Annotated in this window: 5 protein-coding genes; 3 read left to right on the top strand and 2 right to left on the bottom strand. The window is 35.9% G+C overall.

Translation table 11 applies throughout. The annotated features are described in order from the left end of the window. Window positions 1-134 precede the first annotated feature (134 nt). Window positions 135-2,402, top strand: a complete 2,268-nt coding sequence (locus AC061C_RS14765) for a M1 family metallopeptidase (RefSeq protein WP_478291805.1) — start codon at window positions 135-137, stop codon at window positions 2,400-2,402. Window positions 2,403-2,477: 75 nt separating this feature from the next. On the opposite strand, the gene AC061C_RS14760 is transcribed toward AC061C_RS14765, so the two are convergent. Then, window positions 2,478-3,518 carry an agmatine deiminase family protein gene (locus AC061C_RS14760; RefSeq protein ID WP_478291804.1) on the bottom strand — a complete coding sequence of 347 codons (1,041 nt, stop codon included), beginning with the start codon at window positions 3,516-3,518 and terminating at the stop codon, window positions 2,478-2,480. A gap of 181 nt (window positions 3,519-3,699) precedes the next feature. Here AC061C_RS14760 and AC061C_RS14755 point away from each other — a divergent pair, with 181 nt between their 5' ends. After that, on the top strand, window positions 3,700-5,226 hold the full coding sequence (locus AC061C_RS14755; RefSeq protein WP_478291803.1) for a choice-of-anchor I family protein: 1,527 nt from the start codon (window positions 3,700-3,702) through the stop codon (window positions 5,224-5,226). Window positions 5,227-5,305: 79 nt separating this feature from the next. Here AC061C_RS14755 and AC061C_RS14750 read toward each other — a convergent pair whose 3' ends face one another. Continuing rightward, the gene (locus AC061C_RS14750; RefSeq protein WP_417977077.1) at window positions 5,306-6,193 is read right to left on the bottom strand and encodes a carbon-nitrogen hydrolase; all 888 of its coding nucleotides are present in this window, start codon (window positions 6,191-6,193) and stop codon (window positions 5,306-5,308) included. A 337-nt stretch (window positions 6,194-6,530) separates the two neighbouring features. On the opposite strand from AC061C_RS14750, the gene AC061C_RS14745 reads away from it, so the two are divergent. Beyond that, window positions 6,531-9,451: PKD domain-containing protein (locus tag AC061C_RS14745; RefSeq protein WP_478291802.1), on the top strand; the 2,921-nt coding region annotated here is incomplete at its 3' end.

The following is a 9,451-nucleotide window of genomic DNA, read 5'->3' as shown; positions in this document are numbered from 1 at the left end:
ATCAAAAATACGGGATTCTAAGGCTCTTTTTATTTTAGACTTTCGGATAGCAGTGGGTTTTGATTAAAATCTATTTTTAAAATAGCTCAAAATCCTCTTTTTTTTCATTTATTTGTGATATAAATTTTATAAAAATGAAAAATATTCGCTTCGGAGTCTTATTACATTTGACTTTATTATTCGGAGTTGCGTCTGTTTGGGCGCAACAAACCCCAACAAATTCTGCTAATACTGCAGTTTCAAAGTATGATTATCACGATGCTTTTGCTCCACATTTTTATTCTAAAAATGGAACAAGTACTCGTTCAGCAAGTGGTCAGCCGGGTGCCGAATATTGGCAAAACAGAGCTGATTATCAATTGACGGCTAAACTAGATGAAAAAAACAACGAAATTTCTGGAACAGGAATTATTACATACACAAATAACAGTCCAGATAAAATGGCTTTTGTTTGGATGAATTTAGATCAAAATTTATTTAGTTCAGATTCTCGTGGAAACGCTTTAGTGCCTTTAACTGGCAGTCGAAATGGGGCAAGAGGTCAAGTTTTTGATGGCGGTCACAAAATTAAATCAGTAAAAGTAATTGCCACCGCAAACGGAAAATCTACCGAAGTCGATGCCAAGTACCTAATAACAGATACCAGAATGCAGGTTTTTCTTCCGCAAGGATTAAACGCAAAAGGCGGTTCAGTTAAAATTAAAATTGACTTTTCGTTTATAGCTCCTTACGAAGGTTCAGATAGAATGGGTGTTTTAGAAACTAAAAACGGTAAAATATTTACTATTGCACAATGGTATCCGCGTATGTGCGTGTATGATGATGTACGAGGCTGGAATACCAATCCATACTTAGGAGCTTCAGAATTTTACTTAGAATATGGGGATTTTGATGTAAGTATTACAGCGCCTGCTAATCATGTAGTGGTGGGTTCAGGTGAATTAATAAATCCTACAGCTGTTTATTCAACTGTTGAACAAGGTAGATTGGCTCAAGCCAAATTAAGTGACAAAACGGTTTTTATACGTACTGCTGAAGAAGTAGCCGTTTCATCAAAAAATGCAGCTACAACTACAAAAACGTGGAATTATAAAATCAAGAATTCTCGTGATTTTTCATGGTCTTCTTCTGCATCATTTATTTTAGATGCTGCAAAAATTAATTTACCAAGCGGTAAAAAATCGTTAGCAATTTCGGTTTATCCAGTAGAAAGTGCGGGTAACGCTGCTTGGGGTCGATCTACCGAATATACTAAAGCTTCGATAGAAAATTATTCTAAAAGATGGTTTGAATATCCTTATCCTGCAGCTACTAACGTGGCTGGAAACGAGGGCGGAATGGAATATCCTGGAATCGTTTTTTGCAGTTGGGAGTCTAAAGGAGCAGATTTATGGGGAGTTACAGATCATGAATTTGGTCACATTTGGTTTCCTATGATAGTGGGTTCTAATGAAAGATTGTTTGCTTGGATGGATGAAGGTTTTAATACGTTTATCAATTCATTGAGTTCACTTGATTTTAATAATGGTGAGTATAAAGAACCAAAAGCGGATATGCAGCAAAGAGCAGAAGTATATACGAGCCCAAATCTTGAAACGATCATGAGTTCTCCAGATAATATGAAGGAGAAAAACATTGGACTATTGGCGTATTCGAAACCAAGTTCAGGACTAGTTATTTTAAGAGAGCAAGTTCTTGGAAAAGAGCGTTTTGATTTAGCATTAAGAACCTACATTGAGCGTTGGGCATACAAACATCCGCAACCAGACGATTTCTTCAGAACAATAGAAAATGTTGCAGGTGAGGATTTGAGTTGGTTTTGGAGAGGTTGGTTTCAATACAACTGGCGTTTAGACCAAGGTATTAATGGAATCAAATATGTAAAAAATGATCCCAAACAAGGTGTAGTAATTACGATTGAAAATTTCGAAAAAATGGCTATGCCAGTAAGTTTAGACGTAAAAACGAAAAGTGGTAAAATAACTCGAGTTACTTTGCCTGTAGAAGTATGGCAAAAAAATAAAGTGTGGTCTTTCAAGCATAATTCGACTGAGGAAATTGCAAGTATTACATTAGATCCAGACCATGTTTTACCGGATAGTAATACAGCAAATAACTTGTGGAAAGATGACAAAGGCACGATTGAAAAAGATGTCATCTTAGATGGTTATCTTGGTGCCTTCTCGACAGTTATGGCTCCAATTAAAATTACGCTTTCAGAGAAAAACGGTGCCTTGAATGTTTTGATTACAGGCTATCCAAGTTTTTCAGCTGAATCAGTTGGCAAAAACAAATTTGAATCAAAACAAGCTGGACTTACTTTTGAGTTTAATGAAAGTTTAAGTGGGTTTGAAATGTTGGTTCCTGACGGAAAGAAAATACCGTTTACAAGAGATAAATAAACCGGTATTATTGATATGAAAAAAGACTTGTAGAAAATTATTCTACAAGTCTTTTTTTTTACTTTTTTTCTAAATCTATTCTGGAATTTGTTGGCTTAAGCAATGCAAAGTTCCAAATCCCCAAATTAAATCAGTAGCGCTGATCCCGATTATTTCTCTATCCGGAAAACATTCTGCAAGGATGTTCAACGCTTTTCGGTCATTACTGTCGTTAAAAGTAGGAACCAAAACACAATTGTTCAAAATCAGGAAATTGGCATAACTCGCTGGCAATCGCAAGCCGTCAAATTCCAAACGTTTTGGCATCGGTAAAACCACGATTACCGGTGATTTTCCATTTTCCAGTTTGGCGTTTTGCAAGCGTTTTAAATTGTCTTGTAATGGTTTGTAGTTATGATCCGTTGGATCTGTTTCTACAATAGTCACAATCGTATCTTCGTTTACAAATCGGCATAAATCATCAATATGTCCGTGGGTATCGTCTCCTTCAATTCCGTCGCCCAACCAAATCACATTCGTAATTCCAAGATATTCCTTGAAAACCGCTTCATAATCTGCTTTGGTAAAATTTGGATTCCGAACTTGAATATTAGGATGCATCAAGCATTCTTCTGATGTCAATAAAGTTCCACGACCGTTAGTGTCAATCGCACCACCTTCAACAATTACCGGTTTTCCTTTGTACATAACTTGCGTCAAAGGAATATTTAAGAATTCGCCCACTTTCGCAGGAACAAATTTGTCTAATTGAATGTTTTTATATTTGGCCCAACCATTAAAATTAAAGTTCAAAGCTTCTCTTTCGGTTCCGTTTTTTACAATAATCGGACCCGAATCACGCATCCAACTTCTGTTGGTTTTATGAATGATGTAAGAAATGTTAGTTATTTCAACATGAGCTGTTTCCAACATCGTATTTACTTTTTCTTTTTGGTTTTCATCGGCAACTACTAAAAATACGTGCTCGAAAGTGGCAACTTTTTTAATAAATTCTACAAAAGCCCATTGAATCGCTTCGTATTTTCCTGGCCAATCCTTACCGTTGTGCGGAAAACACAGTAACATTCCTTGTTGCTTTTCCCATTCGGCGGGAAATCTTCTATTATTTGTAGTCATACAGCATTTCTAATTATAAAGACTGCAAATATAAACATTCAGTAGGATTTTAAAATAGTTGGCAACCATTCATTTCAGACATTCTATAAATTTATAAGAATAGTTTTGGTAATGATTATATAATATTGAGTTAATTTTTGTTGCGCTTCGGCTAGTTATTTTTGAAAAAAAAAATATACTTATGAAAAAATATGGTATTACACTATTAGCTGCAATTATGATTTTGTCAAGTTGCGAAAATGACTCTAATAAAGAGGAATCTCCAGAGTTGGTTGTTAATGAAAACGCTGCCACTTTCAAAGAAATTGGTTCCATTACAATCGGTGGCGCCGGAGCGGCCGAAATAAGTGCGTATGATGAAGTTTCTAAAAAGTTATTTACTGTAAATAACAGTAATTCGAATAGGATTGATATTATCGATTTATCGAACCCGTCCAGTCCAGTATTTGTAACAAGTATCGATTTAACTCCGTTCAATGGAACTTCAAATAGTGTGGCGACTTATAATGGCAAATTAGCAGTCGCATTAGAAGCAAAACCAAATAAGCAAGATGCCGGAAAAGTAGTTGTTTTTGATACGGCTAATTACAGTGTGATTAAAGAAATTACGGTTGGTGCTTTGCCGGATATGATTACTTTCTCTCCAGACGGAAATTTCATCATGACTGCTAATGAAGGAGAGCCAAATGATACGTATTCGATAGATCCGGACGGTTCTGTTTCTATTATTGTGGTTAATGCTAATTATGCGGTAACGACTTTAAGTTTCGAAAGTTTTAGCAATCAATTGAGTACGTTGAAAACGAAAGGCTTCAGAATTGCAAGTCCAACTAATAATTTTGCCTCTGATATTGAACCAGAATACATCACGATATCTGCAGATTCTAAAACGGCTTGGGTTACTTTACAGGAGAATAACGGAGTGGCTAAAATTGATTTGGCAACCAAAACGATCACAAATATTTTTCCGTTAGGCTATAAAGACTACAATCTTGCTGAAAATGCTATCGATATCAGCGATAAAGATGGTAGTGTCTTGGCTACTACATGGAAACTCAAAGGAATGTTTCAGCCGGATGCTATAACTAATTTTGAAATTAATAAAACTCCTTATTTTGTAACTGCAAATGAAGGAGATGCTAGAGAGTATACTGGTTTTGTTGATGTAAAAAGAATCAGTAGTTCTACTGTTGTGCTTGATCCAATAGTATTCCCTAATGCTGCAGCTTTAAAAGTTGAGGCAAGTATGGGTAGATTGAATATCAATACTAAAATGGGAGATACGGATGGTGATGGTGATTTTGATGAATTAGTTTCTTTTGGAGCCCGTTCTTTCTCCATTTGGAATGGAAACACTGGAGAAATTGTATTCGACAGTAAAAATGAATTAGACAAGAAAGCACAAGAATTGGGTATTTATGATGATGCTAGAAGTGATGATAAATCTGTAGAGCCAGAATCAGTTGTGGTAACTAAAATGGGCGACAAGACGATTCTTTTCGTCGGTTTAGAAAGAGCTGATGCGGTTATGGTGTATGATGTTTCGAATCCTGCTGCTCCAAAATTTTTACAGACTTTTAAGACAGGTGATGCGCCTGAAGGCTTACTTTTTATTCCAGCTTCGAAAAGTCCTACCAAAAGAAGTTTGATTGTAGTGAGCAGTGAAGGCGATGGTGTCGTTAAAATATTCCAACCAGATTTGAATTAGATTTATACGTTTTCTTTAAACAAAAATCCCTGCTAAGAATTATTTTTCAGCAGGGATTTTGTAATTTTCGAAAGACAAATTAGTCAATCGCTCTTTTCGTAATATCTCCAAAAGCGTCTATTCTTCTATCTCTAAAGAAAGGCCAGTTCTGACGGACATTTTCTTGTAAGTCTAAATCTACTTCAGCAATTAGGATTTCCTCTTTGTCGTGTGAGGCTTGCGCCAAAATTTCACCCTGTGGTCCCGCAATAAAGGAAGATCCCCAAAACTGAATTCCCGCCGTATCAGGCAAGTATTGTTCTAAACCAATACGGTTTGCTGCTGCAACATAAACGCCATTTGCAACGGCATGACCTTTCATCACACTCATCCAAGCGCCATGCTGGTTTTCGCCATATTGCTCTTTTTCTTGTGGATGCCATCCAATTGCTGTTGGGTAAAACAAGACTTCAGCACCTTGCAAAGCAGTCAAACGAGCCGCTTCTGGGTACCATTGATCCCAACAAATTAAGGTTCCTATTTTTCCTTTTTTGGTTGGAATTGTTTTAAAACCTAAATCACCAGGTGTAAAATAGAATTTTTCATAAAAATGAGGATCATCTGGAATGTGCATTTTGCGGTACAATCCCGCTTCTGAACCATCGGTATCGATTATGTACGCGCTATTATGGTAAATTCCTGCCATTCTTTTTTCGAAAAAAGGAACAATAATAACTACACCTAATTCTTTTGCCAATGCGCTAAAAGCAATAAACGAAGTGCTGTACAATGGCTCTGCCAAAGCAAAATTATCTACATCTTCGCTTTGACAAAAATAATGACTGCTGTATAATTCTGGTAACGAAATCACTTCGGCTCCCAATTTTGCGGCATCACGAACCCAACTGATGCATTTTTTCAAGTTGTTTTCGGCAATATCATTAAGATTCAATTGAATGACCGCTATTTTGTACTTTTTATTTGGCATGACTAAAATTTTAGACTGCAAAAATAGGGAATTTTATAAAGAGTAGAAAATAGGGGCAATGCGTTTTTTTAGGTTTTTGACACATCACTATTTGAAGCTAAAAAAAATAAATAGATGAATTCAAGTTTAAGGTATAATTCGATTTTGACCGAAAGAGTTTCAAAAAAGCTTATAAGTTAAAATGCTTTACTGATGCGTTTTCTGTTCCTATACTATTACTATCTAATTTTTTATTATCGGATATGTACTGTAAAAAAAGCCAAAAAATTATAAATGAATATCCTTACACATTAAAATAATAGTATACTTTTACGCACAAATTAATGAATTTTATTACATGAGGAATTTCTACTCTAAAGTACATCTCTTTTTTTTATTATTTTCTTTAACCGTTTTTGGAAATAGTGCAACAAATAATAACAGTCACACACTATTTAAAAATATCTCAACCTATAATTTTGCAGCAGCTGCGCCTTCAGTTTCTTTTAGTTTTAATAATGATGGGAGCTGTTCTGGAACTCTAATAGCTTTTACTTCAAGTATCACTGGAGACGGACCTTTTAAATATTTATGGGATTTTGGTGATGGGAATTCATCGACCTTAGCAAATCCTTCCCACGCATTTACTGCACTTGGTTGTGGAAGTCAAAATTTCAATGTAAAGTTGACTGTATTTGATAGCAATGGAGTCAGTTCTTCCTTGACAAAAATTGTTACGGTAAAGCAAAAACCAGATTTAAAATTTGTAAACTTAAATGCTCCGTCGGGTTCTAGTGCACCTTTTGAAAAGTGTGGTGACAACAATTCAGATTTGAAATACACTATAAATGTTGGCAATAATTCTACCTCAATATCCTGCATTACATCTTATACTGTAGATTGGGGAGATGGTAGTGTAGAAACAAATGTTACTTTCCCTAGAACGCATACCTACATGAAGTTAGGGTCATTTAATATGGTTGTAACAGGAATGGGCAGTACTAGTTGCAATAATTCTATTGTTTATATAGTTAAGAATTCTAATAATCCAATCGGGGCTCTGATAGCTCCGGGTAATACTACTAATTTATGTTTACCTGTTGCTCCTATGGAATTTGCAATTGGATCATGGGCCCTTAACCCGTCTGATACTAAATATCAGGTTAATTATGGAGATGGGACAATTAAAAATTATACTCAAGCACAATTAGAAAGCTCTGTTTATTATAATAGCGCCAATCCGTCAGCTTCGCAAAATTTCCCTATACCACATACATTTACTAGGTTTAACTGTCCTTCTGGAAATACCGTTGGCTTAACAATAGCTACATCGTGCGGAAGTACGTACCTCACGGCAGGTCCCATTATTATCTTAGATGTACCTGTTGTAAGCTTTAATGTAAATAGTATTGCATGCGCTAATTCATCTGTTTATTTCAGTAATTCAACAGTTGCCGGATATACGAATGATTGTAGTACTTTTAATGTATATACTTGGGATTTTGGGGATGGAAGTACACCTTCTAGAGCGGTTAATCCTAGTCATAGCTATGCGTTGCCAGGAAAATATAAAATTACATTATCTGCAGAAACACCTTGTGGAAAGGGTGCTTCTTTTAGTAAATGGATATGTGTGGAGCCTATTCTACAACCTAAATTCACGTATGGTAACGCATGTGCTTCCACCAATTTTCAAATTACAAATACTACTGATACTAGTTTAAGTTGTGGCGCTGAAAGTTATTATTGGGAAATAGTAAATTATTTTGAAGGCTTTTGTGGAAAAGGAATTCCGCAATGGAATTTTACAGATGGCACTGGACCATCATCAAAAAATCCGGTTTTTAATTTTATAACGCCAGGGAATTACTATCTTAGATTAACCACTAGGAATTCCTGTGGAATAGACCGGTCTATCACCGAAATGATACAGGTAAAAAAACCACCAGTTACTACTTTAAGTCCCATATCTGATTTTTGTAATTCGGCAACAATAAGACCGGTAGGAACAGTGGTTGAAACTTGTTCACCTAGTTCAGAAGTTACCTATCTCTGGAGCTTTCTAGGCGGTTTCCCTTCCTCTTCTACTTCTTTAAATCCTGGGGAGATAAACTATACTGTCAGCGGTAATTATCAAGCTGTTTTCAGTGTTACCAATAGTTGTGGAACTACGACCCAAAAGGTAAATTTCTCTGTAAACACTGTACTTTCGCCAATTATTTCGCCAAAGTCCGCCGAAGTTTGTAGCGGAAATTCTTTTTTTGTAAGACCCATTAGTAACGGAACTGACAATGTACCAAACAATACTACCTATACTTGGTCAAATCCTGTAGTGAGTCCAGCTGGCTCGGTAAGTGGTGCTTCGGCACAATTTTCTCCAGTGACTAGTATTGGTCAGTTTCTGGTAAACGTAACTGCTAATCCAGCAACGGTAACCTACACGGTATCGCCAACTGCTGGCAGCTGTCCCGGGCCTATTTTTACGGTAACAGTAACAGTAAATCCATTGATAAACGTAGTAGAAACCATAAAAAAGAGTACTTGTTTTGGCTCAGATAATGGATCGATTAGTATTGTTGTTTCTGGCGGAATACCCTATAAGTCAGGTGCTCCTTATTTATTTTCGTGGACAGGACCAAATGGATTTACTAGCACAAGTGCCAATATTACCAATTTAAAACCAGGAGCATATACGTTACAAGTGCAGGATGATGGTAAATGTCCTTTTGTGAAAAATTACCAAGTAGTCGAGCCAGGGAAATTTAGCTTTTCTGGTTTTAAAAATGACATCACTTGCTTTGGAAAAAACGATGGTAGAATTAATCTATCAACTACTGGAGGGACAATGCCTTATGTGTATTCATGGACAAAAGATGGAAATCCTTATGCAAATACAGAGAACTTATCTAATTTGTCTCCCGGAGCCTATAAAGTAACTATTACAGAAGCAAATAGTTGTGATACATTAACGGAAACATATACTATTATTGAGCCTCCAATATTAAAAGTGACTTTAATCAGTCAGGTAAATATTTTATGTTATGGAGACTTTACAGGAGAAATTAATGTAGAAGCAACTGGCGGAAGAGCTACTGAAATTGCTCCTAGTATTTTTAATTACAGATATTATTGGACGGGTCCAAATGGATTTACAAGTACCAATCAAAATTTAAAAAATGTAGCTGCGGGCACTTATAACTTGACAGTTACAGATAATTCAGGTTGTACAGATAAGTTGCAGGTAATTCTACTTCAAAATAATGAAATACGATTAGAATA

This window comes from Flavobacterium sp. GNP010 (genome assembly GCF_056428945.1).
This window is presented reverse-complemented; position numbering and strand designations above follow the sequence as displayed.